General features: G+C 63.2%; 22 protein-coding genes. 14 read left to right on the top strand and 8 right to left on the bottom strand.

Annotation, left to right across the window (positions count from 1 at the left end; genetic code table 11):
• Positions 1–116 precede the first annotated feature (116 nt).
• The 4 genes from UB48_RS00575 to UB48_RS00560 all read right to left on the bottom strand — a co-directional run bounded on the left by UB48_RS00575 (position 117) and on the right by UB48_RS00560 (position 8,152).
• The gene (locus tag UB48_RS00575; protein ID WP_045193500.1) at positions 117–764 is read right to left on the bottom strand and encodes a response regulator; all 648 of its coding nucleotides are present in this window, start codon (positions 762–764) and stop codon (positions 117–119) included.
• 71 nt (positions 765–835) lie between these two features.
• Positions 836–4,066: a hybrid sensor histidine kinase/response regulator gene (locus UB48_RS00570; RefSeq protein WP_045193499.1), complete on the bottom strand. Its 3,231-nt coding sequence runs from the start codon at positions 4,064–4,066 to the stop codon at positions 836–838.
• A 77-nt stretch (positions 4,067–4,143) separates the two neighbouring features.
• Positions 4,144–5,337, bottom strand: a complete 1,194-nt coding sequence (locus UB48_RS00565; RefSeq protein WP_045193498.1) for an EAL domain-containing protein — start codon at positions 5,335–5,337, stop codon at positions 4,144–4,146.
• Complete coding sequence (locus UB48_RS00560; protein ID WP_045193497.1) at positions 5,324–8,152, bottom strand: ATP-binding protein; 2,829 nt, start codon at positions 8,150–8,152, stop codon at positions 5,324–5,326. Before UB48_RS00560 ends, UB48_RS00565 begins: the two co-directional genes overlap by 14 nt.
• 210 nt (positions 8,153–8,362) lie before the next feature.
• Between UB48_RS00560 and UB48_RS00555 the strand changes: the two genes are divergently transcribed.
• From UB48_RS00555 to UB48_RS00530, 6 genes are all read left to right on the top strand, one after another.
• A complete protein-coding gene (locus UB48_RS00555; RefSeq protein ID WP_045193496.1) occupies positions 8,363–8,740 on the top strand; it encodes a hypothetical protein in 378 nt (125 codons plus the stop codon).
• Positions 8,741–8,938: 198 nt separating this feature from the next.
• Positions 8,939–9,262 (top strand): chemotaxis protein CheY, encoded by a 324-nt coding sequence (locus UB48_RS00550; RefSeq protein WP_230090928.1) that lies wholly within the window; start codon positions 8,939–8,941, stop codon positions 9,260–9,262.
• Positions 9,263–9,460: 198 nt separating this feature from the next.
• Positions 9,461–11,788: a hypothetical protein gene (locus UB48_RS00545; protein WP_045193494.1), complete on the top strand. Its 2,328-nt coding sequence runs from the start codon at positions 9,461–9,463 to the stop codon at positions 11,786–11,788.
• A complete protein-coding gene (locus UB48_RS00540; RefSeq protein ID WP_045193492.1) occupies positions 11,779–12,993 on the top strand; it encodes a hypothetical protein in 1,215 nt (404 codons plus the stop codon). Before UB48_RS00545 ends, UB48_RS00540 begins: the two co-directional genes overlap by 10 nt.
• Positions 12,994–13,003: 10 nt before the next feature.
• A complete protein-coding gene (locus tag UB48_RS00535; RefSeq protein ID WP_045193491.1) occupies positions 13,004–13,657 on the top strand; it encodes a DUF1266 domain-containing protein in 654 nt (217 codons plus the stop codon).
• A 41-nt stretch (positions 13,658–13,698) separates the two neighbouring features.
• Positions 13,699–14,595, top strand: coding sequence for a LysR substrate-binding domain-containing protein (locus UB48_RS00530; protein ID WP_045193490.1), 897 nt, complete (start codon positions 13,699–13,701; stop codon positions 14,593–14,595).
• Here the strand turns inward: UB48_RS00530 and UB48_RS00525 are convergent, their stop codons facing one another.
• On the bottom strand, positions 14,596–15,993 hold the full coding sequence (locus tag UB48_RS00525) for an amino acid permease (RefSeq protein WP_045193489.1): 1,398 nt from the start codon (positions 15,991–15,993) through the stop codon (positions 14,596–14,598).
• A 203-nt stretch (positions 15,994–16,196) separates the two neighbouring features.
• Here UB48_RS00525 and UB48_RS00520 point away from each other — a divergent pair, with 203 nt between their 5' ends.
• Complete coding sequence (locus tag UB48_RS00520) at positions 16,197–17,000, top strand: phytanoyl-CoA dioxygenase family protein (protein ID WP_045193488.1); 804 nt, start codon at positions 16,197–16,199, stop codon at positions 16,998–17,000.
• Between the two features lie 91 nt (positions 17,001–17,091).
• Here the strand turns inward: UB48_RS00520 and UB48_RS00515 are convergent, their stop codons facing one another.
• Positions 17,092–17,316, bottom strand: a complete 225-nt coding sequence (locus tag UB48_RS00515) for a YdcH family protein (RefSeq protein ID WP_045193487.1) — start codon at positions 17,314–17,316, stop codon at positions 17,092–17,094.
• Positions 17,317–17,436: 120 nt separating this feature from the next.
• Here UB48_RS00515 and UB48_RS00510 point away from each other — a divergent pair, with 120 nt between their 5' ends.
• From UB48_RS00510 to UB48_RS00490, 5 genes are all read left to right on the top strand, one after another.
• Entirely contained in the window at positions 17,437–17,802 is a 366-nt protein-coding gene (locus UB48_RS00510) for a 5-carboxymethyl-2-hydroxymuconate Delta-isomerase (protein ID WP_045193486.1), read from the top strand.
• Positions 17,803–17,971: 169 nt separating this feature from the next.
• On the top strand, positions 17,972–19,606 hold the full coding sequence (locus tag UB48_RS00505; protein WP_045193485.1) for a phosphoethanolamine transferase: 1,635 nt from the start codon (positions 17,972–17,974) through the stop codon (positions 19,604–19,606).
• A gap of 99 nt (positions 19,607–19,705) precedes the next feature.
• Complete coding sequence (gene rnd, locus UB48_RS00500; protein ID WP_045193484.1) at positions 19,706–20,839, top strand: ribonuclease D; 1,134 nt, start codon at positions 19,706–19,708, stop codon at positions 20,837–20,839.
• On the top strand, positions 20,836–21,129 hold the full coding sequence (locus UB48_RS00495) for a YcgL domain-containing protein (RefSeq protein ID WP_045193483.1): 294 nt from the start codon (positions 20,836–20,838) through the stop codon (positions 21,127–21,129). Before rnd ends, UB48_RS00495 begins: the two co-directional genes overlap by 4 nt.
• Positions 21,130–21,193: 64 nt before the next feature.
• The gene (locus UB48_RS00490; protein ID WP_045193705.1) at positions 21,194–22,126 is read left to right on the top strand and encodes a D-2-hydroxyacid dehydrogenase; all 933 of its coding nucleotides are present in this window, start codon (positions 21,194–21,196) and stop codon (positions 22,124–22,126) included.
• Positions 22,127–22,217: 91 nt separating this feature from the next.
• Here UB48_RS00490 and UB48_RS00485 read toward each other — a convergent pair whose 3' ends face one another.
• Positions 22,218–22,811 (bottom strand): nitroreductase family protein, encoded by a 594-nt coding sequence (locus UB48_RS00485; RefSeq protein WP_045193482.1) that lies wholly within the window; start codon positions 22,809–22,811, stop codon positions 22,218–22,220.
• A 147-nt stretch (positions 22,812–22,958) separates the two neighbouring features.
• On the opposite strand from UB48_RS00485, the gene UB48_RS00480 reads away from it, so the two are divergent.
• Positions 22,959–23,408 carry a YcgN family cysteine cluster protein gene (locus UB48_RS00480; protein WP_045193480.1) on the top strand — a complete coding sequence of 150 codons (450 nt, stop codon included), beginning with the start codon at positions 22,959–22,961 and terminating at the stop codon, positions 23,406–23,408.
• 58 nt (positions 23,409–23,466) lie between these two features.
• Entirely contained in the window at positions 23,467–24,681 is a 1,215-nt protein-coding gene (locus UB48_RS00475; protein ID WP_045193703.1) for a hypothetical protein, read from the top strand.
• Here the strand turns inward: UB48_RS00475 and UB48_RS00470 are convergent.
• Positions 24,678–25,043 carry a DUF2892 domain-containing protein gene (locus tag UB48_RS00470; RefSeq protein ID WP_045193479.1) on the bottom strand — a complete coding sequence of 122 codons (366 nt, stop codon included), beginning with the start codon at positions 25,041–25,043 and terminating at the stop codon, positions 24,678–24,680. The two genes, UB48_RS00475 and UB48_RS00470, sit on opposite strands and share 4 nt — an antisense overlap.
• Positions 25,044–25,087: the final 44 nt, after the last annotated feature.

The following is a 25,087-nucleotide window of genomic DNA, read 5'->3' as shown; positions in this document are numbered from 1 at the left end:
ATAGAGCGGGGGGTGTTTACCGAACATCAGACGATTCTTATAAGGTCTGAGCCCAGCTGGGGCGGGCGTTCTGGCAACAAAGTCTATATCGGCCGCTGACCTTGTTGCCCTGTAACTTAGTTGAAGATACTGCGCGCCAGACAATAAGCCAGTAAGTCCTGGTCACTATTAACATCAAGTTTGCGCATGGCTGAAATCTTTTGTGCGCTGATGGTCTTGGCACTTCGGTTCTGGCTGCGGGCAATATCACTGACACTTTTACCGGCGACAAACAGTCGCAGTATTTCAAACTCCTTGGGTGACAGGGTGGCGAAGCGGTCCTCGATCGCCGCCGTGGTTTCGATGACCGAGGTCTTTGCAGGTTCCAGGCTGCGGTACTGGCTTTGCTGGGCCACGGCCTTGAGCGCCAACTGGATTTCGGTGTGCAACTGGCTCTTCTGGATCACCCCGACCACGCCCAGCTCATGCAGGCGGGTGAGGATCAGGTGATTGGAGATCATCGTCAGGATCAGCACCTGCAGGTGTGGAAAGTGCCGTTTCAGGTAATCGACCAGTTTCAGCCCGTCGCCATAAGGCGAGTCGGCCGGCATGTTGTAGTCGGTGATCACCAGGTCCACCGGTTGTTGCTCCAGCAGCTCGATCAGGCCTTTCGAGCACACGGCCTCGCCGACCACGCAAAAACGTTCGTCACGTTCTACCAGTTCGCGCACACCGAGAAGCACGATCGGGTGATCGTCCGCGATGATGACTTTGAGTTTGTCCATAGTGGCTGTCCGTAGTACCGGTATAGAAGGTTAGGGGGTGTCCATACGGCCGCAGGTAAGCCTGATTGTTGTTACTCGAGCGCATCCACAACAGCGGCAAGCCGGCTCAGTATCTGCTGCACTTCAAGGCGCAGTGAGGCATTCAGCACCGCACCAGCCAGGCGGCACTCAAGCGCCGTACAGTGCTCGGCCAGCTCACTGGCCTGTACCGCGCCCAGGGCGCCGGCGATGCTGTGCAGCCTTTGGGCGACGATTCTACCGTCACTTTGCTCCAGCGCGCAGTGGATCAGCTGCAAGTCATCGCGCATGGTGCTGATGAACAGCGGACGCATCCTTTCTGACAGCTGCAGGCTGTCGCTGGCCGGGACGGCTGCGGGAGCGGTGAGGGTGTCTGGCTCGACCCGCACCGCGGCACTGTGCAAGGCCGGGCGGCAGAGCTTGAGCAGATGGCCGCGCAGGGTCTGCAAGCTCAGCGGTTTGACGATCCAGGCGTTCATGCCGACGGCAATGCAGCGCATGCCCTCTTCGCGCATGGCGTTGGCAGTGACGCCGATGATCGGCAGTTGCGGATCATGCTCGCGCAGGGTGCGGGCCAGTTCATAGCCGTTCATGACCGGCATGTTGACGTCGGTCAGCACCAGGTCAAAGACCTCGGGCTGCCACAGGTGCAGTGCTTGCTCGCCGTTGCTGGCGACCACCGCGGTGCAGCCCAGGGCCTCGAGCTGTTCCTTGATGATCGCCTGGTTGATCGGGTTGTCTTCGGCCACCAGGATGCGCAGCTGCAGATTGTCGGTCTGCTGCTGCGCGGCCTGCTGCGATGCCTGCGGCGCGCCCAGGCGGGCCATGCCCACCGCATCAGCGATGGCGCGCAGGTTGTGCAGGTCGACATTCCAGCCCTGCCCGGTGTATTCCGGCGGGTTGCGCCCGCCGGCCGTGCACAGCACCCTTGGCCCCGGCCAGGCCGGGGCGTTGGCCGCTGGCAGTGCGTCAACCAACACCGCCGGGGCATGCTTGGCTACCAGTGGCTGGGGGGCCAGGGCTGCGTGTACGCCCAGGCGCATGAGCCAGTCGACCAGCGATTGCGCCAGCTCCTGCACCGGGGCGCGCACGTAAACCGGCATCGACGCGGCTGCAGCTGGCGCGCTGCTGGTGGCATGGCCTGCCAGCACTGGCAAGCTCATGCGCAGGGCGAAGCTGCTGCCCAGCCCCGGTTCGCTGACCACTTTCAGTTGCCCGCCCATCATTTCGCTGAGCCACCAGCAGATCGGCAGGCCCAGGCCGGCGCCACCTTCGCTGCAGGCGTCCTGCACCTGGTAGAACAGCTCGAATAGCTTGGCCTGCTGCGCCGTGGAGATGCCGATGCCGGTGTCGGTGACCTGCCACTCCAGGCTGACCTTGTCATCTTCTCGCGCCAGCACCCGGGTGCGCAGGACCACGCGGCCGGTGTCGGTGAACTTGATGGCATTGCTCAACAGGTTGTTGAGGATCTGTCGAATGCGCATCGGGTCGCCGAGCAGGCGCTCGGGCAGCGCGGCGTCGGTGCAGGCATAGAGCTGCAAGCCCTTGCGCTGGGCGAAGGCGGCGTAGGTGTGCAGGGTGTCTTCGATCAGGTCCAGGGGGCAGAACTCGATGGCTTCGATCGCCATCTGCCCGGACTCGATCTTCGACACGTCGAGCACGTCGCTGATCAGCTGGAACAAAGTCGCCGACGAGCGCTGGATAGTCTGCAGGTATTCCTGCTGGCGCGGCTCCAGGCGGGTCAGGCCGAGCAGTTCGAGGGTACCGAGCACGCCGTACAGCGGGGTGCGGATTTCATGGCTCATGGTCGCCAGGAACAGGGTCTTGGCTTCGTTGGCGGCATCGGCGGCGCGCCGCGCTTCTTCCAGGGCCGTGGCGTCCTCGATATGCCGGGTGACGTCGTTGAAGGCATACAGGCGCACATCCTGGCCCTGGTAGCGGGTCGAGACAAAACCTACCTGCAGGTGCCGGCCGTCGATTTCCAGGTAGGTTTCACCTACCTCGCCCTGGTCGGTGCGCCGCTCCAGGGCGCTGATCAGCTTGGCGCTGCCCGGCGACTGTTGGGCCCGCTGGTTTTCCATCAGCACCTGGTTGTCGGCGCGGCGCACCACGCACAGGCCGGTGGGCGCGGTGTCGATTACCACGCGGCTGAAGGCTTCACTCTCGGCGATGCTGGCATGCGCCTGGCGCGCCGGCAGGATCACCTGGCGGCGGTACCAGCGATTGGCGCCCCAGCCCATGGCCACAACTGCGAGCAGCAAGGCGCCAAGGCTTGCCAGCGGCCACAGGGCATAGCCGAAGAAGCTGCGGTAGTTGAGGGCATAGACCGCCGTCCACCCCGGGCCGTTGTGGTTGACCAGCTTGAACACCAGGCCTTCGGGCTTGAAGTTGATCCCTTCATGCAACGGCGATTCTGGCCACAGCGCACCGATCAGCACCTGGCCGGAAGGTGCCACCAGGGTGAAGTGGTCATAGATAGACCACTCCATGATGCGTTCGTAGTCGTTGGCCAGGGACAGGTCGAGGATGCTGGCGATCATCACCCGCGTATCGGCGCCCTTGATGTGTATCTCGTCCGCCGCCAGCTGGATGCCGATGTACGCCAGCATGCGCGCCGGGCCGGGGCTGGTGGCGCTCGGGCCATAGTGTTGCCAGCAGACTTCACCTTCGCGGAGCAGCTGATGGTCGCGTGGCAGGCGATCGATCACGGTCCTGACAATGTCGACGAAGGTTTCGTTGTGCGGGACAGTCTTGCCCCCTGCATGGCCGGCGGCTGGCACGGTGATGTCGAAGTTGCCGTGCTGGTTGAACAGGAACACATGCGGCGACTGGTAGTGCGAGGTCGACCAGAAGGCGCTGTAGAAGCTCGCCAGGTGCGCGCCGAGGGAGAAGATCTTGGCGTATTCGCTGGCAGCGATTTTCTCCGGGTCGATTTTGGCGCTAAAGGGCATGGAGTAGGAAAACTCCTGGCCCTGATAGATATTCGGACCTTCTTCCGGCAAGGCTTTGAGCAAGCGCACCTGGGTATGCTCGTCCTTGAGCAGTTCGCCCTGGTGGCTGCGCTGGGCCAGGCTGCGCAAGAACACTTCCTGCTCGCGGATGTTTTCCATCAGCCGGGCAAAATGAAAGCGCACGTTATCGTGCTGCTCTTCGATCAGGCGCTGAAACGACCAATAGCTGGTGCCGACCAACAACAACGCCAGGCCCAGCAGCACCATCAGCCCTTTGTTCAGACGCAACGAACTGCGGGTGAGTTTTTCCAGCAGGGCGTTGTCGTGCTTCATCAGGAACTTCCGCAGTATCGGTAATGGTGGCTGGATGGAGTGTACCTCTGCTGGCAGTTCAAGGGCGCTGCGGCCACTCAATAGAAGGTGGCCGGCCCGTCATTGGTGAGCAGTTGCTGGAACTGCTCGGACGACACCGCATGGGAAATCAGAAAACCCTGGGCCTGGTTGCAGTCGATCTTGCGCAACAGGGCCAGCTCCTGGGGCGTCTCGACCCCTTCGGCGACCACCGTCAGCCCCAGCTTGCGGCCCAGGGCGACGATGCTGGTCAGCGCCGAGGTCATGCTTTCGTTTTCATGGCAGCCCTGGACCAGGGCGCGGTCGATCTTGAGCTCGGTGAACGGTGTCGAGACCAGGTTCATGTACGAGCTGTAGCCCTTGCCGAAATCATCCTGGGACAGGCCGAAGCCTTTGATGCGCAAGCGGCAGGCGCCGGCGTAAAAATTACTGATGTCCTGGGGCACCGAGCACTCCATCAGCTCGAAGCAGATTTTGCCGGGGATGCCCTGGTGATGCAGGACGAACTCCAGCAGGCGGTCGGCCAGGTCATGGCTGTTGAGCAGGTGGGTCGGCAGGTTGATCGATACCGGAATGTCATACCCTTGCTGGCGCCAGCGCGCCTGGGCGTGGATCGCCTGCTTGAGCATCAGCCACAGCAGGCGCTCTTCCAGTTCGAAGGTCTTGAACGCCGGCAGGAACGCGCCGGGCAGCAGCACGCCTTGCTCCGGGTGCATCCAGCGCACCAGGGCTTCGGCGGCAACGATGCGGCCGTTGCTGAGGGATTTTTTCGGCTGGAACCAGGCCTGGAACTGGCCGTTGCTCAGCCCATGGATAAGCGCCTGGTAGTCGAATTGCGCCACCGCCGGCGGCACTGGCGGCGCACTGCGGTTCTTGCCGTTGAGCTGATCGGTGAGGTTGCGCAGGGCATCGGGCTTGACCGGTTTGGAGAGCAGGCCGATCACTTCGACGCCAAGGTTCTTGGCCACCAGGCTTGCGGCCATGAGCATGCGCTTGGAGGCGGCGCTCATGATTGCCAGGTCCGGCTTGCTGCGCAGCCTGGCCAGGCCCTGGATGAATTGCACGCCGTCCATGCCCGGCATCAGCAGGTCGGTCAGCACCAGGTCGAAGTCACGCCGCTGCAGGTGTTCCAGTGCTTCCTTGCCGTCCTGGGCCGCTTCGAAATGGAAATCGCCCAGTTCGCTGAACAGGTGCTGCAAGTACATGTGCTGGAACGGGTGGTCCTCGACGATCAAGATGTTATAGGGCTTCATTAGAGGTCTCTTGATAAGGCGCCAGATAGTTGAACAAGGCCCGCAACGCGAAAGGCTTGACCAGGCAATGATTCATTCCGGCTGCAAGGCATAGTTCGGCTTCGCCGCGCATGGCATTGGCCGTCGCTCCGATGATCGGGATCGAGCAGCCTTGGCGGCGCAGTTCTCTGGCCAGTTCGTAGCCATTGAGTTTGGGCATGTTCACATCGGTCAGGACCACATCGAAGTGCCCGCTTTTCCACAACTGCAGGGCCTCGGTGCCGTCCCCCGCCAGCTCGACGGTGCAGCCGAGCTCTTCGAGCTGATCACGCAGGATCAACTGGTTGATGATGTTGTCTTCGGCCACCAGGATGTGCAGGTCGAGTTTTTGTATTTCGCGCTTTTGCGGGTCATCGGTACGGGCGATCCACAACCCCTGGGCCTGGCGGACAGCCTGGTACAGAGCACTGAGGTGGTTGAGGTTGACCTGCCAGCGGCCGTCCTCCAGTTGCGGCTCGCAGCAGCCATGGGCGCTTGCCAGGATCAGCGGCCCGCTCCAGTCGGCCACCAGCGCTTGCTCGGCGCTGCCGGGGTGCAGCTCGAGCAGCAGGTGGCCGCTGGCGGCATCCGCTGGCGTCGGCCGCCCGACCTGGGCCCGGGCGCCCCAGCGGCGCAGCCAGCCGCTGATCGACTGCGCCAGCTCGCGAATCGGTGAGACTACGTAAATGGTCTCGGGCAACAGGCTGCCCTTGGCCGGCAGGTCGCTGCTGGCCAAGGCTTCTTCCAGTGGCAGGGTCAGGGTAAAACTGCTGCCCAGGCCCAGTTCGCTGACCATGCGCAACTGGCCGTTCATCAACTGGGTCAGGCGCTGGCAGATCGGCAGGCCAAGGCCGGTGCCGGCCACCACGTTGGTATTGCCTTCGGTCTGGTAAAACGGTTCGAAAATGTACGGGTGGTCTTCCTCGGCGATGCCCTTGCCGGTGTCTGACACCTGCCACATCAGGCTTGAACGCTCGCCATCGCGGTTGATCAGCTTGACCCGCAACACCACCCGGCCACTGTCGGTGAACTTGACTGCGTTGCTCAGCAGGTTGTTGAGGATCTGGCGGATCCGCGTCACGTCGCCAATCAGCCGCTCCGGCAGTTGCGGATCGAAGCAGGCGTACAACTGCAGGTTCTTGCCCTGGGCCGCGGCGCTGTAGCCCTGGATGACCTCGTGGACCAGCTCCGCGGGCGAGAACTCGCTCAGCTCCAGGGCCAGTTGCCCGGCTTCGATCTTCGACACATCCAGCACGTCGCAGATCAACTGCAACAGGGTCGCCGACGAGCCTTCAATCGCGTGCAGGTAATCGCGCTGCTGGGCGTCGAGCTGGGTGCGCGCCAGTAGTTCCAGAGTGCCCAGCACGCCGTACAGCGGGGTGCGGATTTCATGGCTCATGGTTGCCAGGAACAGCGTCTTGGCCTCGTTGGCGGCATCGGCCGATTGCCGCGCTTCTTCCAGCGCCGCTTCTACCTGCTTGCGCGCACTGATGTCGCTGAAGGCGCAGAACAGCACGTCCTCGCCGTTGTAGCGGGTCGGCGCGCTGCTCAGGTACAGGTGGCGACCATCGGCGGTGGCGAAGTAATCGCTGCGCTCGGCTTGCTGGCTGGCGAAGGCCTGGCTGATCCAGCCGGCGCACAGCACATCGCGCTCCAGGCCATCGCCCAGCCATTGTTGTGCCAGGGTGTTTTCCAGCACCACCTTGCCGTCGGTGCGGCGCAATACGCACAAGGCCACCGGCGCGGTCTGGATCACATCACGGCTGAACGCCTCGCTTTCGATCAGGGCCTGGATGCGGTTGATCGCCGGTGCGATGAAGCGATGTTCGATGCGGCGCATCAGCAGCAGGATCAAGGTCACGGTAAACAGGCAGAACAGCAGCGAGCCGACCAGTTGCTTCCACAACCCGGCCAGCACCGCCAGCAGGTCGATCGAGTACACCAGTTGCCAGTCCGAGGACTTCAGGTGCTTGCGGATCACCAGGTGGTCGGGGATCCAGCCGTCGCCGACAAAGCCGAAGAAGTTTTCCCCCTGGGAGTTGAGCAGCATCCGCCCCAACTGCGTATCGTGGCTGTTGGTGAACACCAGCATGCCTTCGGAGTTGAGCATCATGAACTCACCGGCGCTCTGGTCATTGAGCGCCGCCGACACCTCGCGGCTGTCCATTTCCAGGCCCAGCCAGCCCGACTCGGCGTCGCGCTCATCCAGGCGAATGAAGATGTACAGGTACGAGCGCTGCTCGGTCTGGTCGGTCAGCCACAGCTCGGCGGCGGGGTAGGGGGTGTTGTCCTTGAGCGCCTGTAGCTGCTCAAGCATGCGCGGCGAAAACCCCGGCACCCCGGGGGCGGAGTTGTACAGGCGCCTGACCTGCGCGTTCGGCCCGGTGTCGACATACAGCAGGCTGACCTGCTTGTCCTTCATGTAGTCGCGCATGCGCTGGGTCAGCCAGATACTCCAGCGGTTGTCGCTGGTGCTGCCCAGTTGCAGGTGCACTTCTTCGCTCGACGGCAGGTAGACCAGGGGCCTTGCCTGTTTCGACTTGCGCACCGCCGACAGGCTCAGGCTCTCGAGCAAGGCCTCGCGGTTGGTGAAGAAAGTGTGCGCCTCGGCGATCGCGCTGCTCATGTAGCCGCGACGCTGGGAGATGTCGTTGTTGAAGGTGAACAACAGGAAGTTGTACACGCCGCTGAAGATGCCGATCAGCAAAACCACGGCGAACAACCGCAGCAAGCGGCGGGCAGCTTCGGGGCTGGAAAGAAGCGGGCTGATTTGCAGCAGGTAGCTTTTTAATCTCATTCGCCGACTCTAGTGAGTCGCGAATGCTGCAGACATCAGACAATCCTTAAACATAAGCCCTGGCGGATGCGTTGGCCAGCCCGCAGGGGCTTATTTGTCCGGTTCTGCGACCTGCTTGGCAAAGCGCAACTTTGCCTATCAGACAATCCTTAAACATTGCGCCGCCCGGCCGACACTCAAGGTATCAACCGTTATCGCAGGAGTGTCGGCATGAATGGTAAGTATGTTGCTATCGCTGCAGGGTTGCTGTTGGGTCTGAGCGGGGCCTGCATGGCCGCCACGCCGGTTGCCCAGGGCGTGATCAATTTCACCGGCAGCATCGTCGAGTCGCCATGCACGCCTTCGGCCCGGGCCGGTGCCTTGAACCTCAGCGATTGCCCGGCCCAGGCCCGGGGTACGCGCATCGAGCTGCAGCAGGTCGTCCCGCAGGCTTCGGTCACTACGCCCGACCATGCGCCGGTCAACGTCAGGCTGGTGGCCGACAGCGGCACGGCCGGGCGTTACTACAACCAGCAGTACGCGCTGCTGGATGCTTCCGGCAAGGCCCTGAGTTCCGGCGCCTACCTGATTACCCTGACCACGCCTTAAGGCTTGGGCGTAAGGGCGTTTGAGAATTGTCTTAGAGTCTCTGCACACGACCAACGGTAACCTTGCCAGTACTTCAGCGAGTCGCAGCGTTTATAAAGACTCGCGGAGCCCATCTGTCAGGTTTACCGAATGTCAAACATAGCATTGCGCATAGTGATCGCTGATCGGCAGCAGGATCAGCGAAGCAAGATAGAAAACATGCTCAACCGCCTGGGGTACAGCCGCGTTGCCCACTTGAGTAGCTTTCAAGCGTTGCAAGCCGCGACCCGGGCACAGGGCACACCCTTCGACCTGTTGATCGTCAACACGGTGCTGGTGCCTTCCCGGCAGTTCAACCTGTTGAAGTTCTGCCACGACAACCCGCGCATCCGCCATGCGCTGATCTATGAAGGGCAACGCGCCGATTGCTCGCGGGTCTCGGTGCCGGTCAATGCCAGGATTCAACTGTGCCTGTCGCCGGCACCGGACCTCGACTCGATCAAGCGCTGCCTGCACAGTGTCGATCCGCTGTTTGCGCATTAATCAGCGCGCCCACACCCCGCACCCGCTTGGATTTTCAAACGCCAACTGGTAGCGTGCAGCACCTCGCTGTATTGCCCGATCCCTTTCGTCATCGTTGCCTGTCCAGGGCCGACGTACACGAGTACCCGTTGGCCCGTTCAAGGGCGCCGGCGCAGGGCGCATCGGGCGATGCACAGTCATTCGCAAATGGAGTTCACAATGACGCAGAACAGCACCGTGCTGTCCGGAATCCAGCTGGATCAATTCATCGACCGTCTTGAGGTCGAACATCAGGAACACGGTGACGACCACGTGCTGGGCCTGCTGCGCGCCCAGCCGCTCAAGGCAGCCTCGCTGGAATCGATCGACCGTCTGCACGTGCTGTGGGTCAACGCCGGAGACGCCGACGCCTCCAGGGCGGTGCTGGCCGACGACGGCCAGGCGCTGATCGAGGCGACGCCAGAAGAGGCGCGCAACGAACTCAAGGTCAACCTGCTGATCTACCAGCTGCGCCTGTGCAACTACCTCAAAGACGAGCAAGGCCTGCTGCAGGCCCTCGACGCCCTGCAGCAACTGAGCAACGAGTCGCTGGCGTTCGATATCGAACAGTACCGGCGCTACCGCATTTTCGACGATCTGCAGCACACCACCCTCGACGTTGCCCTCAAGGCCATCGAGGTGCGTCACACCCTGGCGTTGATCAACCCCGGCCGCCATGCCTTGCGGGCCTGGGACGATGCCGACCAGCACCGGCGCCGGGCGCGGGTGCTGGCTGCCCACGAACGTGACGAAGAGGCTCGCGAAGCGGCGCTGGCGGCAATTACCGCGTTGCGCACCGCTGGCGAAGGTCAGGATGTCGACGGCAACGACTGGCTGTGGCTGGGCGATGCACTGATCGAGATCGTGCCGCTGCGCCTGGCGATGTTCGAGCAACCTGTAGTGCAGTTGATCGCCGAGCTGTCGCTGCCCCAGCGCCGCGAGTGGGAAGTGCGCCTGGCGCGCCTGGCGGCGCGCTCATTGAAGGCCCAGGGCGACCTGCCCGGCGCCTTGAAAATCTGTGAAGTGGCGACCCTGGAACTGGACTCCAGCGGCGGTGACAACTTTGTCGAATTCCACTTGCCCTGGTTGCTTGAAAACGGTCAGATCGACGACGCCGGGCAGCGTGCATTCATGGAAATCTATGGCGTTCGCAACCAGATGTGGCCGGGCACTGCCTACTGGGTACACGATCGCCTGCTCGATGCCGAGGACCAGTCGCCATGGTGGCCGCTGTGCGTGATGCGCGCCTGTGATGATCAAAAGGTGTTGGAGCGGTTTGTTTCCGGGCTGCCATGGCGCGACGAGTCGACGCCGTCGATGGGCCCGCTGCTCGATGCGCTGCATGCTGCCCGCGATGACCTTGAGCAGCTCGACAACGTCTTCGCCCAGGCTTTGGAAGAGGCCCGCCGCCGTGCGCCGAACCACCCCTGGATCAACCGCCTGCTGGCAGTGCGTGAACGCCAGGCCGGGCGCATTGACGCCAACACTGAACTTACGATGCTGCGCGAGGCCGTTTCGGCCGGCAATATGCAAGACCACCGCAGCGCCTACAGCCTGTTCAGCGCCCATGCCAGTGTGTTCGGCATTGTCGATGCCTTGCGCCAACCGCTGCTGACAATGGCTGGTGGCATGAACTATTACAGTTTCGCTTGCAACATCGACGACCTGGTCGAGGTGGAAGTCGAGAAGCTCTCGAGCGAGGAAGCAGATCAGGCCTGGTCGTTGTTGCGCGAAGTACAAAAGCTGGCCTACGAACGCGGCCAGGCTCGCATGGAGCAATGCTTCGCCACCGGTCGCGGGCATCGTTACGATGCCTGTGTGCACATGTACTCGATGCTCTGCAACAACCTGGCGATCAACTACCGCTGCTACAACGACCTGCGCATGTATGAGCAGGCCCTGGAGCTGCATGCCCGTGGCATTGCCGCCAGTCCGTTCGCAGAACACTATCATGGCACCCTGCAAAACCGCATTGAGCTGGGGGATGACGCGGGCATCGCCGAAGCCGCCGAACAGCTCTGGCACTTCGCCGCCGACTATGGCTACAGCCGCCACGACCCCGAAGAGTACCTGTTCGAAGTCAGCCGGGCCCTGTACCGCCTGGACCGCGAACGCGAAATCCTGATCTGGCTTGAGCGCGTGCTCAAATGGCAGCAAGAGCAAGGAGTCGCCGACAAGGACCTGGAAATCTCGCAACTGTTCGCGCGGATAAAAGTGGCCACGTACCTGTCGTACAACCTGCCGGAGGCCGCCACCAGCCTGTGGCTGCGCTACGCGCCCTATGTCAACGAAGGTGACATCGCCAGCCTGCTGGGCTGCTCCGGCGATGTGCTCAAGGGCCTGGGGCGCAAGGAAGAGGCCATCGCCTACTACCAGCGCTCGATCCTGCGCAGTGATCCAGACAACGCTATCGACCAGAGCAACAATGAAATCTTCAGCCAGAGCATCGCCGAGCTGCAGGCCGTTGAAAAACCGGCTGGCAAGGCCTGGTGGCAGATATGGAAGTGACACCGGAGCTGCGACAGTCCGGTTACGCCCCGCGCAACGCACTCAATGCCGATCAACTCAAGCGCGCCATTGCCGAGCGCAGCAAGGCCCGTGGTGATGCGCCAGAGGTGGGCAAATGGTTGCTCAACCATTTCTACCGGCACCTGGTCGGCAACTTCGAGCCGGCGCGGCCGATCCTGACCCTGGAGCAGGCGGTCGAGGCGCTGGGGGCCGAACCGCCGGCGTGGGTGGCCAGGCATCTGGGCGACGCCGGCAAACAGTCGCAGCAGGCGCCGCTGGTTTGGATCGATCCGCAGCAGGCGCCACTGCTGGCCGAGGAGGCCTTGCTGGTGGAGTTCCTGACCTCGCGCCAGGGCACCGCGCTGGCTGGCAAGCTCGATCGCATCAACTGCCCGCAGGCGCTGGCGCTGTGGCACAAGGAGCACGCGCAGATGGCCGCGCGGCTCGAGCAGGGCTGGCGCCAGAGCCAGCCCGAGGCCTTGCTCACGCGGGTGACCACTGCTGAGCACGTATTGCAGGAGCTGCGCCCCGAGAGCCCTTTGCTGCGCGCCGAGATGGCCTTTGAAAGCTACGTGATGCGCCACTGCCTGGGCCAGTTCGCCGATCGCCGCGCCCTCACCGGCGGCTACGGCGAGCGCTATGCCGAAGCGGTGGAGCAGCGGCGCATGCGCGTGTTGAGTTTTCGCGACGGCCAGGGCCAGCCACACATCACCATCAGCCTGATCGTTCAGGCCGACGGCACCTTGACCGTCGAGCAGGTCAAGGGCAAGCAGAACCGGCCGCCGGTCGAGCGTTATTACCAGGACTTGCTGCAGTGCCTGAATGCCCTGGGCACCGACCAGCAGACGCCCGCCGACTGCATCGCCATCGGCATCGTACGCACTGAAGCTGGGTGGCTGCGCATCGAAGAGGTCAGCGACCCGACCGCGCAGACCCGCCTGGTGGCCCGTTATCCGCAGCTGTACGAGCGCCTCGAAGCGCCGTCGGCCATGGTCGAGTGGCTGGTGGCCGGGCGTCAGCCGCAGCAGTTCTTGCAGGCTGGTCCGCAAGCGGTGTCGGTCAAGTACGCCACCCGGCATATCGTCAGCAAGCGCGCTGAGCGTCAGCTCAATGATCCGCTGTACCAGACCGAAGGCGTGCCATGGCCGGACATGACGCCGGCCGAGGGTGAGGAAATCCAGGCCTGGCAGGCCCGGGCAAGGTAAGGAGAAACGCATGTTTTTACTGATCGCGGCTGTTGTTTCAGCCTGGTTATTGTGGCGGGTATTGCGACCGCGTGCCGCGCCGTTGTTCAGCCAGCGCAAGCACTGGTCGCTGTTGTTGGCCAGGCCCATGGCCGATGCGATGGGCGTCGAGGGCTTCTACTCGCCGGCCTGCGATCACTTCAACGAGCAAGCGCAGAAGATCGTGCGGGCAGCGTTGCTGCACCAGGCCGGGGTTCGCAGCAACTGCGATGACGAGGCCGTGCGCGCGCACTTCAGCGCCACCCTCGAACAGCAATGGTACAGCCTCGACCTGCAGGCGCTGACGGCCAGCGATGAGCCGCGTGCGGCCATGGCCTTTGCCTGTGCGCGGGTGGCGTTTGTGGCCCGTTGTGCGCTGCTGATGCGCTGGCTCGAGCCTGATCTTGCCTGGCGTGTGCTGCTGCTCAATGCGCAGCGGGCGCAGGACTGTTTCGACAGTTGGGAAGATTTCGGCAAAGCCTATAAGCTGGGGCGCGAGCAATGGGTCGCGGCGTTTCGCGTCGACTCGCTGGGCGAAGCGTTCCACGAGCAGCATCTGCGCCAGTTGCTGGCCCCCGGCAGCGGTGCCTGGGCCGATATTCCCTGGCATACGCCCGCGGCGTTGAGCCCGGCGCTGGCGGGGTAACTGCGCGACTGTTGGTTTCAGCATCCCAGAGGGGCATTGCGATGATCGGCTTCACCTTTCGCCAGTTGGAGTATTTCGTCGCTGCCGCCGAGCAGGGTAGTGTCAGTGCCGCGGCGCGCACCAAGCATATTTCCCAGCCGTCGGTGTCGCTGGCGCTGTCGCAGCTGGAGGCGAGCCTGGGCGAGAAGCTCTTTCATCGCCAGGTCAGCCGTGGCCTGGAGCTGACCCCGGCCGGGCGCAAGCTGCTCGAACAGGCGCGCGACATGCTCAACCTGGCCTCGGCCATCAGCGGCAAGGGCGAGCAGCAACAGGTGGTGCGCGGGAGCCTGAGCCTGATCTGCTTCCAGGACCTGGGGCCGTACTACGCGCCGCGCCTGTTGAGCGGCTTTCGCCGACGCCATCCGGAAGTCACCATCACCTTGTTCGAAGCCGATCTTGCCGAGGTCAACCGGCGCCTGAGCGATGGCAAGGCGGAGCTGGCGCTGACCTATGACGTGGGGCTCGATGCGCCGATCGAAAAGCGCGTGCTGGCGCAACTGACGCCTTACGCCCTGCTGCCGGCCGATCACCCGCTGGCGTTGCAGGAGCGGGTATCGCTGGTGGACCTGGCCACGGAGTGTTTGATTCTCGAAGACATCGCCCGGACACGCGAATACTTTCTTTCGCTGTTCTGGGCCCATGACCTGCAACCGGCCAGCCTGCAACTGACCCAGACTTTCGAGATGCAGCGCGGGCTGGTCGCCCATGGCTATGGCGTGGCGCTGTCTTGCACCCGGCCGGTGGCCGATTGCAGCTACGACGGCCAGCCGCTGGCCTGCCGGCCCCTGCTGGAAACGGTCAGCCCGCAGCCGGTGGTGCTGGCCCAGTCCAGCGCCATGCGCCCGTCACCGGCGGCGCAGGCCTTCCTCGACTGGGCCAGCGAGCAGCTGGCGACCTGATCAGTTACCCGGCGATCCGGCCAGCCTGACCTGCGCTTGGCGGGCGACGAACAGCCAGTAGCCCAGTGACAGCAGGGCCAGCCAGCCGATGCCCACGTACAGGGCCATGCGCGTGTCGGGGAACCAGGCCAGCACGCCGAAGATGAACAGCATGAACACCACCGCGCAGGCCGGGCCGACCGGCCAGAACGGCACCGGGAAGTGCAGCCGGGCTACCTCCTCGGTGCTCATGCCGCGGCGCATGACGATCTGCGACAGCAGGATCATCAGCCACACCCATACGATCGAGAAGGTCACCACCGCCGCGAGGATAAGGAACAGGTTGTCCGGCGCCAGGTAGTTGAGCACCACCCCCAGCAGCAGGGCCACGGCCATCACCACCACGGTCATCCACGGCACACCGAAGCGCGACAGCTGGGCGAAGCTGGCCGGTGCCTGGCCGTTGTGGGCCATGCCGTACATCATCCGCCCGGCGCTGAAGATGTCGCTGTTGATCGCCGACACCGCCGCCGAAATCACCACGATGTTCAGCAGCGTCGCCGCCGAGCCAATGCCCAGGCCGCTGAAAATCTGCACGAAGGGGCTACCTTCGCTGCCGATCTTCGACCAGGGGTAGATCGACATCAGCACCAACAGGGTGAACACGTAGAACAGCAGGATGCGCAGCGGCACCGAGTTGATCGCCCGGGGGATCACCCGCTGCGGGTCCTTGGCTTCGCCGGCGGTGATGCCGATCATCTCGACGCCGCCGAAGGCGAACATCACCACGGTGAACGAGGCGATCATGCCGCCTACGCCATTGGGGAAGAAGCCGCCATGGCTCCACAGGTTGCTCACCGCCGCCAGGGGCTCGCCGGCGCCGCCCAGCTGGATGCCGAACATCAGCACGGCGGCGCCGGCAAGGATCATCGAGACGATGGCGGTGACTTTCAGCAGCGACAGCCAGAACTCCAGTTCGCCAAACACCCGCACGCTGCACAGGTTCAGCGCGCCGATGAAGAAGACGATGCCCAGCACCCAGATCCAGCGCGGCGTGTCGGGGAACCAGAAGCTCATGTAGACGCCGAAGGCGGTGACATCCGCCAGGCACACCACCAGCATCGAGAAGGCGTAGCTCCAGCCGGTGAGAAAACCGGCAAAGCGCCCCAGGTACTGGCTGGCGTATTGCCCGAAGGAGCCGGACACCGGGTTGCGCACGGCCATCTCGCCGAGGGCGCGCATCATCATGTAGATCGCCGCGCCACCGATCAGGTAGGCGAGCAACACCGAAGGGCCGGCCAGTTTGATGGCCGCTGCAGAGCCATAGAAAAGCCCGGTGCCGATGGCAGAACCGAGCGCCATGAAGCGAATGTGGCGGGTACTCAGACCGCGCCGCAAGGCGGTGCTGTTTTCGTTCATCCCAGGTAACTCCTCGTTGTTTTTATTCTTGGATAGCAAGGCGCCGTAGGACACAGGCAGGGCCATTAACCGGCCAAAGGCGGCGGGCTGACAACCGTCGCGCCATACAGATTGCCTATAGTGGCGCATAGGTAATCTGTGGTTTACCGGCTGCGCGCGGGCGCCCAATACTTTTGTCATTACAACAAGAGAGGTGGTCTGCGATGAATACCGATATCGAACAGTTCCAGCGTGAAGGTGCAGTGGTCTTGCGTGGCGTGTTCCGCGACTGGATCGAACCGCTGCGCGAAGGTTTTGAACAGAACCTGGCCGCGCCCAGCGCCTTTGCCATCGAGAACGTCGGCAGTGGCGAAGGCGGGCGCTTCTTCGAGGATTACTGCAACTGGCAACGCATCCCGGCATTCAAGGACTTCGTGCTCAACTCGCCCGCTGCGGCGCTTGCCGGAGCGCTGATGCAGTCGCGGCAAGTGCAGGTGTTCCATGAACACATCCTGGTCAAGGAGCCGGGCACCTCCAAGCCCACGCCCTGGCACCAGGACCTGCCGTACTACTGCGTCGACGGCCTGCAAACCGCCAGCTACTGGATACCGCTGGACCCGGTCACCCGCCACAACACCTTGAGTGTGGTCCTCGGCTCCCATCGCTGGCCCAAGCCGGTTCGGCCCAAGAGCTGGGCCAGCAACAAGGATTTCTATGGCGCCACCGATGCCGGCTCCGGTGAAAGCCTGTTCATGGACATGCCGGACGTGGAGAACGGCGAATACCAGATTCTTTCGCCGGAGCTTGAACCAGGTGATGCGGTGGTGTTCGATTTTCGTACCGTGCATGGCGCCGCCGGCAACAACGGCAGCAACCGCCGCCGGGCCTTCTCGACGCGCTTCATGGGGGATGACGTGCGCTATATCCAGCGGCCCGGCCGGACCTCACCGCCGTTTCCGGGGATTGACCTGAAGAGCGGCGATCGCATGCGCGAGGACTGGTTTCCGGTGGTGTGGGCGCGGTCTTAAGGGGGGCTGGCAGGAGCGAGCTTGCCTGGCGATGCGATGTGGCAGGTAGATCGCTATCGCGGGTCAAGCCCGCTCCCACAGGTATTGCGGGTTACTTAAGATGGGCGACGATCTCGTCCTTGATCTTCAGGCGTTCCTTGCGTAGCCGGGTGACGGTGTCATCGGCGGCGCTATTGTTCTCGGCATCGACGACTTCGGCGTCTTTGCGGTTGTAGTCTTCATGCAGCTGACTCAGCCGCGGGTCGTGTTGTTTCTTCTCGATGAACTGGTCCTTGGTCAGATTCAAGTCTGCGAGCAAATCGTGCTTGACCGGCATTTCTTCACCTCTCCGGGGTTTGTGGGGTGGAAGTCATGAACTTAGAGGATAGTCGTCTTTGCCGGGTTTCGGGGCTGAGGTAGTCTGTTGCAACATTTGCCCCGCCCAGGACTCCGTGCAATGCCTCATCTTCATGTGGAATACAGCGACAACCTGAAAAACCTCGAGGTCGACCGCCTGTTGCTGCGCCTTAACCACGCCCTGGTCGGCAGCGGCCAGTTCGCCGAAGAGCTGGACATCAAGAGCCGCGCCGTGGCCCTGGCCAGTTTTCGCGTGGGCGTAGCGCCGGTGGAGCGTGCGTTCGCCCACATCAAGCTGGCGATCCTCAGCGGCCGTTCGGCCGAGATCAAACGCCAGCTGTCGGCGAGCCTGCTGGAGGTGCTCAAGGAGGCCGTGCCAGGCACGCCGGGGCTGGACATCCAGCTGTGCGTCGAGGTAATCGATATTGATCGCGATTCCTATTCAAAAGTGCACCTGCCGGGGTAAACAGGCTGGTGCCTGAACACACGCTGAACGTCATACTTAAATAGACGCCAAGCGACTATTTGTTGGCGTCTTTTTCACAAAAAATTGATGACTGGCTACTTAAAGTTCGGGCTGTTTCCAGGTAGTGCCGCAACGGCACTGTTCCCGACGTTTAAATAAGCGAACCATCATGTTCAAGGTCAAACCCCTGCGGGCCGAATGGGTCACGTTGATTGCCAGCCTGTACCTGTTGATCGGCTTCAATTCGTTATTGTGGCAACACCTGGCCTCGGTGCTTGCCACCGATGCCCACGGCCTGCTGCTGCGCGCGGCCTTTGGGGTGATGATCCTCTGTGCGTTCAACCTGGTATTGACCCTGCTGGCCTTCAGGCCGCTGCTCAAACCGCTGCTGATTACCTTGTTCATGGTCAGTGCCGCAGTGGCGTACTTCATGAGCCAGTACGGGGTAATGATCGATGTCGGCATGCTGCGCAATGCCATGGAAACCAATGCCACGGAAGTGCGTGACCTGCTCTCGATTAAACTTTTTTTATATATAACGTTTTTAGGTGTCTTGCCTTCTTTGTTGTTGTACAAGACGCCGGTTTTATACCGTAACTGGGCCCGCGAATTGTTTGGCAAGTTACTCGCCAGTGTCGCCTGTGTTGTGGTGCTGGGCGCCGTCGCGCTGATCAACTACCAGGGCCTGGCTTCGCTGTTTCGCAATCACCATGAAATCCGCCTGCTGCTGGTGCCGAGCAATTTTGTCGGCGCCTCCCTGGGCTATGTCGGCGAGCGCGTTGGCAGCGCCGCCAAGCCGTTTCGCGCCATCGGCGAGGACGCCAGGCTCGACGTCGCCTGGCAGCAACGTACGCGCAAGTCGCTGACTGTGCTGGTGGTCGGCGAGAGCGCGCGGGCGCCGAACTTCGGGGTGCTCGGCTATGGCCGTGACACCACACCGCAACTGAGCCAGGAAAAGGGCCTGATCGCCTTCACCGACGTGCACTCCTGCGGCACCGAAACCGCCGTGTCGGTGCCGTGCATGTTCTCCGGCTTCACCCGCAAGGATTACGACGCCAGCACCGCAAAAAACCAGGAAGGCCTGCTCGATGTGCTGCAGCGGGCAGGGCTGGCGGTGCGCTGGCGTGATAACCAGTCTGGCTGCAAGGGCACTTGCGACCGGGTGGTGTTCGAGGATGTCAGCAACCTCAAGGACCCGGCGCTGTGCGCCGATGACGAGTGCCGCGACGAGATCCTGCTCAAGGGCCTGGACAGCTTCATCGACAACCTGCAACAGGACACCGTGCTGGTCCTGCACCAGATGGGCAGCCACGGGCCGGACTACTACAAGCGTTACCCCAAAGCGTACGAGCGCTTCACTCCGGTGTGCCGCAGCAACGCCCTCAACCAGTGCAGCCAGGAGAGCATCGTCAACGCCTATGACAACACTCTGGTGTACACCGACCATGTCCTCGCTTCGCTGATCGACCTCTTGCGCAGCAAGCAGGACAAGGTCGACACCGCCATGCTGTACCTCTCCGACCACGGCGAATCGCTCGGTGAGTACAACCTGTACCTGCATGGCACGCCATACATGCTGGCGCCGGAGCAGCAAAAACACGTGCCGCTGCTGGCGTGGTTCTCCGACAGTTACAAGGCCAGCTTCGGCGTCGACAGCGACTGCCTGCAGAAGGCCCGTAATCAACCGCTGAGCCAGGACAATCTGTTCCATTCCATGCTCGGCCTGCTGCAGGTGCACACCGCCCTGTACAAGCCGCAGCTGGACCTGTTCGCCAGTTGCCGGCCGATGTTGGCCCGGCACTGATCACAGGCGCGGTAGCGGCGGCAGGGATAGCGGTCGAGTGGTTTCCCGACGATGGCCTGCGCCGTATATACTGCGCGCCATTGTTTGTGGGAGAGCCTTGTGGCCATTGATATTCACTGGATTTGCGATGACCGCAGCCTGGCAGAGCATTGCCAGCAGTGGCGCACGCTGCCCTTCGTGGCACTCGACACCGAGTTCATGCGGGTCGATACCTTTTATCCGAAAGCCGGTTTGATCCAGGTCGGCGACGGGGCACGGGCCTACCTGATCGATCCGCTGCGCATCGGCGACTGGCAGCCGCTGGCCGGCCTGCTCGAAGATCCGCAGGTGATCAAGGTCCTGCATGCCTGCAGCGAAGACCTCGAAGTGCTGTCGCGCCTGACCGGCAGCCTGCCGGCGCCGTTGTTCGACACCCAGCTGGCCGCCGGTTACCTCAACCTGGGCTTCTCCATGGGCTATTCGCGCCTGGTCCAGGAAGTGCTTGGCATCGACCTGCCCAAGGGTGAAACCCGCTCCGACTGGCTGCAACGCCCGCTGTCGGACACCCAGGTCAGCTACGCCGCCGAAGACGCCGTGCACCTGGCCGAACTGTACGAGCGCCTGCGCCCGCAATTGTCGGATGACAAGAACGCCTGGGTGCTTGAAGACGGCGCCGAACTGGTTGCCCAGCTGCGCCGCGAAACCGATCCCCTTGAGCTATACCGCGAAGCCAAGCTGGCCTGGAAGCTGTCGCGTGCGCAACTGGCGGTACTGCGCGAGCTGTGCGCCTGGCGCGAGCGCGAGGCGCGTGCCCGTGACCTGCCGCGCAACCGCATCGTGCGTGAAAACGCCTTGTGGCCGATGGCCCGCACCCAGCCCGACTCACTGTCGGCGCTGGCCAAGATCGAAGACATGCACCCGCGCACCATTCGTCAGGATGGCGAGTTTTTGCTCGGCCTGATCAAGCAGGCCGCCAGCCTGCCGCCAGAGCAATGGCCGCCAGCGGTGCCCGAGCCGCTGCCGATCGAAGCCTCGGCGCTGCTCAAGCAACTGCGCGCCATCGGCCAGGCCGAGGCCGAGCGCCTGAACATCGCCCCCGAGCTGATGCTGCGCAAGAAAACCCTGGAACTGCTGCTCAAGAGCGGCTACCCCAACGGACCCTATCAACTCCCCGAGTCGCTGCGCGGCTGGCGCCGTGAGCGCATGGGGCAGGCGCTGCTTGATTGCCTGGCGGGCGCCGGAGACCAACCATGAAACGTATCTGCTCGATCTACAAGAGCCCGCGCAAGAACGAAATGTACCTGTACGTGCTCAAGGCCGACGGCCTGGAGCGCGTGCCCGAAGGCCTGCTGCCGTTCTTTGGCAAGCCCGTGCATGCCTTCGACCTGGTCCTGAGCCCGGAGCGCCAGCTGGCCCGCGAAGATATTGCCAAGGTCCTGGAAAACCTCGAACAGCAGGGTTACCACCTGCAAATGCCACCGGCCGAGGACGAGTACATCGAGCACCTGCCAGAAGAGCTGCTGCGTCGCAACGACCCGGTCTGATCCCCCTCTTTGTCGCGCCGCCAGCCCCTGGCGGCTTGCGCCGTTACCCAAGGTTGCAATGAACATGCGTGTTTTGATCGCTGAACAGGATCATGCCCTCTACGCTCGGCTGTTGCGCGAGATGGCACCGGACCTGGAGGTCCTGAACAGTGGCGATTCGGCCGAGCTTGCGCGGATGGCCGCCGCCAGCCCGGTGTGGCTGGGCCAGCCGGACCTGCTGGCGACCTTGCTGCGCCAGGGCCACCAGCCGCAGTGGCTGCAGTCGACCTGGGCCGGCATCACCCCGCTGCTGGCTGACGGCCTGCAGCGCGACTACCGCCTGACCCGGGCGGTGGGCATCTTTGGCCAGGTCATGGCCGAGTATGTGCTCACCTACATGCTCGGCCACGAGCGCGAGGTACTGGCGCGCCTGGTCAGCCAGGTCGAGCGCAAGTGGGATGACCGCCCCGGACGCAGCCTGCAAGGGCGCCGGGCGCTGATCGTCGGCACCGGTGATATCGGCCAGCAGGTGGCGCAGTTTCTGGTTCCGTTTGGCGTGCAGTTGTACGGCATCGCCAGCCAGCCGCGTGAGCAGGCGCCGTTTATCGAAGTGGCCGGCCTTGACGACCTGGGCCGTCTGGTCGGCGAGGTCGATTACGTCATCAACCTGCTGCCCGATACCCCGGCAACCCATGACCTGTACGACGCCGCGTTGTTTCAGCGCTTCAACCCCGAGGCGTTGTTCATCAATGCCGGGCGCGGTGTGGCGGTGGTCGATGGCGACCTGGTCGAGGCTTTGAAGAAAGGCCATCTGGCCGGTGCGGTGATCGATGTCTGTCGGCAGGAGCCGCTGCCCCAGCGCCATCCGTTCTGGACTGCCTGGGGCTTGCTGCTGACCGGGCACAGCTCGGCACCGACATCGCCTTCGGCGATGGTGCGCTTGTTTGTCGAGAACCTGCGGGCGTATCAGGCGGGTCAAGGGCTGCGCGGGGAAGTGGACTTTCAGCGCGGCTACTAACAGCAATGCCGGCTCCCGCAGGTTTGACGGCACCCTTGACCCTGTGGGAGCTGGCCTTGCCAGCGATGGGCTGCAGAGCAGCCCTTGAAAACTACAGGCTGAAATCACCCTCAGCCGCCAACTCGCTCAACGGCCGCCGCGGGCTCGGCACTTCCCGCGCCTGCAAGCCTTCGGCCAGGGTCGACTTGTCGCCCAGCTTGCCGATCGCCACTGCCGCGTGCAGGGCGTAGCCTTCGGGGATCTTCAGCTCCTTGCGGGTCAGTTCCTGATCGAAACCGGCCATGCCATGGGTGTGCCAGCCGCTCAGGCTCGCCTGCAACGCCAGGTGTCCCCAGGCCGAGCCGGTGTCGAAGGTGTGCCACAGGGCCGGGGTTTCTTCGCTGGCGCCCGGCGCGGTAAAGCTGGTTTTGGAAATGATGATCACCAGCGCCGAGGCGTGCTGGGCCCAGCTGCGGTTGAACTCGTTGAGCAAGCCAAGGAAGCGTTCCCAGTTCGGCGTATCGCGGCGGGCATAGAGGAAGCGCCAGGGCTGCGAGTTGTAGGCCGACGGTGCCCAGCGTGCGGCTTCAAGGAAGCTCAGCAGGGTGGCCTGGTCGATCGGCTCGGCGGTGAAGGCGCGCGGCGACCAGCGCTGGATGAACTGTTCGTTGATGGCATGATCGGCAACGCGAGGATTTGCACTCATCAATAGTTCCTGAAGTTGGGTAGGTGACCGCTGGTCAAACTACTGTGTCATATGAGCGCTGACAAGCGGTCTGGCAATGGCCGGTGACAGGCCCTAGACTGGCGCCGCCGCGCCGCCGCATACGAATTGAAACAGGACACCCGCGACATGACTGCCAACGCCAATCCATTCTGGATGCGTAAAACCCTCGAGCAACTCGACCCGCAAGAGTGGGAGTCGCTGTGTGACGGCTGTGGCCTGTGCTGCCTGCAAAAGCTTGAAGATGAAGACGACAACAGCGTCTATTACACGCGTATCGCCTGCAAGTTGCTGGACCTCAAGACCTGCCAGTGCAGCGATTACCCGCAGCGGATGCAGATCGTACCCGACTGCATCCAGCTCACGCCGGGCAAGGCCGACCAGTTCAAATGGCTGCCGACCACCTGCGGTTACCGCCTGGTCAGCGAGGGCAAGGATCTGCCCGACTGGCATCACCTGGTGTGTGGCGACCGCGAGCAGGTGCACAAGCAACGGATTTCACAATCCGGGCGCATGCTCAGCGAAGACAGCGTCGATGAAGACGACTGGGAAGACTATCTGATTTTCCGCGCCGGCTGAGCCTCGCAGAGGGTTGTCGGACAGCGCGTTTGGCGGAACAAGGAGTTTCTGTATGCGTGTGCGTTGCCATGGGTGGCTGGTGCTGGGCCTGCTGGCCAGTTCGCCGGCCTGGGCGAAAAAAGTCGATCTGGATTACCACGTGCGCTTGCTGCCAGAAAGCGAGCAGGCCGAAGTGCGCCTGACCCTGGCCGATGGCGCCAGCGTGCGCAGCCTGGACTTCGACCTGGGCAAGGACGGCGCCTACAGCGAGTTCAAGGCCGACGGCCAGTGGCAGCTGCAGGGCGACGATCAGCGTGGCCACTGGCAACCGGCGCCGGGCAAAAGCCAGCTCACCTACAAGGTACGCCTGAGCCAGCGGCTCAAGGGCGGCGCTTATGAAACCCGCATGACCCCGGACTGGGCGCTGTTTCGCGGCGATGACCTGGTGCCGCCGGCACGCCTGGACCAGCACGACGGCACCGAACTGGTGGCACGCCTGAGCTTCGAGCTGCCCAAGGGCTGGAAAAGCGTCGAGACGCCGTGGCCGCGCATCGGCAAGCAGCGTTTTCGCATCGACAACGTTTCGCGCCTGTTCGACCGCCCGACCGGCTGGATGCTCGCCGGCACCGTTGGCACCCGCCGCGCGCGCCTGGGCGAAACCGAAGTCAGTGTCGCCGCACCCCAAGGCCAGGGCATGCGCCGCCTGGACAACTTGACCCTGCTGACCTTCGTCTGGCCACAGCTGCAGGCAGTGTTCCCGCGCAACCCGCCCAAGCTGTTGCTGGTGGGGGCCCGCGATGAACTGTGGCGCGGCGCTCGCGCCGGGCACAACTCCATCTACCTGCACAGCAGCCGTCCGTTGGTCGCTGAGAACGGCTCAAGCCCGGTGCTGCGCGAGCTGGTGCATGTGTTTGCGCAAATCAATGATCGCGAGGCCAGCGACTGGATCAGCGAAAGCCTGGCCGAGTACTACGCCAGCGAACTGCTGCGCCGCGCTGGCGGCATGACCGACGAGCGTTACCAGGCCCTGCAGGCGAGCCTTGAACGCAGTGGCAAGAAGGTCAGCAGCTTGCGCGGCGAACAGGTCGACAGCGCGGTGATCGCCCGTGGCGTGCTGCTGTTGCGCGCACTTGACCAGGAAATCCGCCTGCACACCCACAACCAGCGCTCACTGGACGATGTCACCCGGGCGATGATGCGCCTGAACAGCGTCAGCACCGCCGAGTTCATCCAGCTCAGCGAAAGCGTGCTGGGCAAGTCGTCCGAGGTGCTGCAGAGCAAGCTGCTGCGTTAAGGCTTGGGGTCATTGAGCGCGTCGTTGCCGGTCACCGTGGTGCCACGGGTAGCGGCTTCGGCGTTGGCCTTGAGCGCTTGTAGCTCGGCGCCGCTGCGTTCGATCTTGCTGCGGATGTTGTCCAGGTCGCTGCGGCCGCGCTCGATCAGGCTTTTCACCGAGCTGTGGCCGGTGATGCCACGGGCCAGGGCAACCCCGCCGATGGCCACCTGAATCAAGCCGAACAGGCCGCCACGGCGCAGGCCCTTGCCGACCATGATCACCCCGGTGGCAACCGAACCTGCGCGCTCCCAGCCGTGGACATTCTGATCGCTGGCCATATGCGCTGAATTGGCCGGGATAAGCGTCTGTTTCTCGGACATGATCATTCTCCAGTAGGGGCGATGGTCTACAGCAGACCGCCGGG

This window comes from Pseudomonas sp. 2(2015) (assembly GCF_000955865.1).
Lineage (GTDB): Bacteria > Pseudomonadota > Gammaproteobacteria > Pseudomonadales > Pseudomonadaceae > Aquipseudomonas.
Note: the sequence above shows the minus strand (reverse complement) of the source record. Positions and strands in the feature narration are given on the sequence as shown.

Bases quoted from the DNA above. Each gene is read 5' to 3' on its own strand.
- UB48_RS00575 (WP_045193500.1), bottom strand. From the start codon at position 764: ATGGACAAACTCAAAGTCATCATCGCGGACGATCACCCGATCGTGCTT.
- UB48_RS00570 (WP_045193499.1), bottom strand. From the start codon at position 4,066: ATGAAGCACGACAACGCCCTGCTGGAAAAACTCACCCGCAGTTCGTTG.
- UB48_RS00565 (WP_045193498.1), bottom strand. From the start codon at position 5,337: ATGAAGCCCTATAACATCTTGATCGTCGAGGACCACCCGTTCCAGCAC.
- UB48_RS00560 (WP_045193497.1), bottom strand. From the start codon at position 8,152: ATGAGATTAAAAAGCTACCTGCTGCAAATCAGCCCGCTTCTTTCCAGC.
- UB48_RS00555 (WP_045193496.1), top strand. From the start codon at position 8,363: ATGAATGGTAAGTATGTTGCTATCGCTGCAGGGTTGCTGTTGGGTCTG.
- UB48_RS00550 (WP_230090928.1), top strand. From the start codon at position 8,939: ATGCTCAACCGCCTGGGGTACAGCCGCGTTGCCCACTTGAGTAGCTTT.
- UB48_RS00545 (WP_045193494.1), top strand. From the start codon at position 9,461: ATGACGCAGAACAGCACCGTGCTGTCCGGAATCCAGCTGGATCAATTC.
- UB48_RS00540 (WP_045193492.1), top strand. From the start codon at position 11,779: ATGGAAGTGACACCGGAGCTGCGACAGTCCGGTTACGCCCCGCGCAAC.
- UB48_RS00535 (WP_045193491.1), top strand. From the start codon at position 13,004: ATGTTTTTACTGATCGCGGCTGTTGTTTCAGCCTGGTTATTGTGGCGG.
- UB48_RS00530 (WP_045193490.1), top strand. From the start codon at position 13,699: ATGATCGGCTTCACCTTTCGCCAGTTGGAGTATTTCGTCGCTGCCGCC.
- UB48_RS00525 (WP_045193489.1), bottom strand. From the start codon at position 15,993: ATGAACGAAAACAGCACCGCCTTGCGGCGCGGTCTGAGTACCCGCCAC.
- UB48_RS00520 (WP_045193488.1), top strand. From the start codon at position 16,197: ATGAATACCGATATCGAACAGTTCCAGCGTGAAGGTGCAGTGGTCTTG.
- UB48_RS00515 (WP_045193487.1), bottom strand. From the start codon at position 17,316: ATGCCGGTCAAGCACGATTTGCTCGCAGACTTGAATCTGACCAAGGAC.
- UB48_RS00510 (WP_045193486.1), top strand. From the start codon at position 17,437: ATGCCTCATCTTCATGTGGAATACAGCGACAACCTGAAAAACCTCGAG.
- UB48_RS00505 (WP_045193485.1), top strand. From the start codon at position 17,972: ATGTTCAAGGTCAAACCCCTGCGGGCCGAATGGGTCACGTTGATTGCC.
- UB48_RS00495 (WP_045193483.1), top strand. From the start codon at position 20,836: ATGAAACGTATCTGCTCGATCTACAAGAGCCCGCGCAAGAACGAAATG.
- UB48_RS00490 (WP_045193705.1), top strand. From the start codon at position 21,194: ATGCGTGTTTTGATCGCTGAACAGGATCATGCCCTCTACGCTCGGCTG.
- UB48_RS00485 (WP_045193482.1), bottom strand. From the start codon at position 22,811: ATGAGTGCAAATCCTCGCGTTGCCGATCATGCCATCAACGAACAGTTC.
- UB48_RS00480 (WP_045193480.1), top strand. From the start codon at position 22,959: ATGACTGCCAACGCCAATCCATTCTGGATGCGTAAAACCCTCGAGCAA.
- UB48_RS00470 (WP_045193479.1), bottom strand. From the start codon at position 25,043: ATGTCCGAGAAACAGACGCTTATCCCGGCCAATTCAGCGCATATGGCC.